The 1,215-nt window shown below is 69.1% G+C and carries 1 protein-coding gene; it reads left to right on the plus strand.

The window, feature by feature from the left end; all coding sequences use genetic code 11:
• The coding region (locus DYI24_RS26840; RefSeq protein WP_164574486.1) for a PAS domain S-box protein at nt 1–1,215 on the plus strand (1,215 nt) is incomplete at both ends.

Raw genomic sequence — 1,215 nt, forward strand, 5'->3', positions numbered from 1 at the left:
GCGTCACCGAGCGGCTGACCAATTATCGCGACGGGCTGCAGCGCATCACCGAGTTGATGCAGCGCCGTGGCGAGCTGGTGGCGAAGATCCCGGCGCTGCGCGAGGCGTTCGAGGCGACGATCGCCGGCCTGTCCGATCGCAAGCTCGCCGGCGAACTGCATTCGGCCCAGATCAAGGTCGGGGCCGCGCTGCTGTCGCGCGACCTGATGGGCGCCAGCGACGCGGCGCGGCGGATGCGCGCGCTGCCGATCGGCGACGCGACCGCGGCCCGTTCGGTTCGCGACTACGCCGAGCTGATCGCCGCGACCGCGGCGGTGGAGCAGGAGATCGCCGATCTCGACCGCGACGTGCTCGGCACCGAGGGCCGGCTGATCGGCAAGGTCACAGAACTGCTGCGCGATGCCGCTGCCCGTCGCGGCCGGGTGCTGTCGCGCGATCTCGCCCGCACGCTGGCCGAAGACAAATGGCAGAGCATCGTGCTCGGCATCGCCGGCGTGCTGCTCGGCCGGATGGCGGCGGCCTTCGTGGTCCGCCGCACCGTCGGACCGCTGACCGCGATCACCCGGGCGATCCGTTCGCTGGCGGCGGGACAGCAATTCACCGCGATCCCGGCGACCGACGTGAAGAACGAGATCGGCGACATCGCTCGCGCCGCCGAAGTGTTCCGCCGCACCCTGGTCGAGGCCGACAACGCCCGCGAAGCCGCGGTGCGGGCGCTCGCCGAGCAGCGGCTCGCCGAAGAGAGCTATCGCAAGCTGTTCGAAGGCTCGATCGACGGCATCTATGTGACGACGCCCGACGGCGCGCTGCTCAACGCCAATCCGGCGCTGGCGCGGATGATGGGCTATGACAGCCCGGCCGAACTGATCCGCGCCACCGCCGACGTCACCACCACGATCTACATCGATCCGGCCAAGCGCGAGCAATATCGCGAGCTGATGCAGCGCGACGGCATGGTGCGCGAATTCGAGTATCAGGCGCGCAAACGCAACGGCGACGAGCTGTGGCTGTCGGACAGCGCCGGTGCGGTCCGCGACGAGGCCGGCAACGTCATCCGCTACGAAGGCGCGGTGCGCGATATTACCGATCAGAAGCGCGCCGAGCAGGCGGTCGCCGAGAGCCGGCTGCTGCTGCAGCAGGTTATCGACACCGTTCCGGCGGTGATCAACGTCAAGGATACCGAGCTGCGCTACGTGCTGATGAACCGCTATATGG

This window comes from Rhodopseudomonas sp. BR0C11 (assembly GCF_010820945.1).
Lineage (GTDB): Bacteria > Pseudomonadota > Alphaproteobacteria > Rhizobiales > Xanthobacteraceae > Rhodopseudomonas > Rhodopseudomonas palustris_H.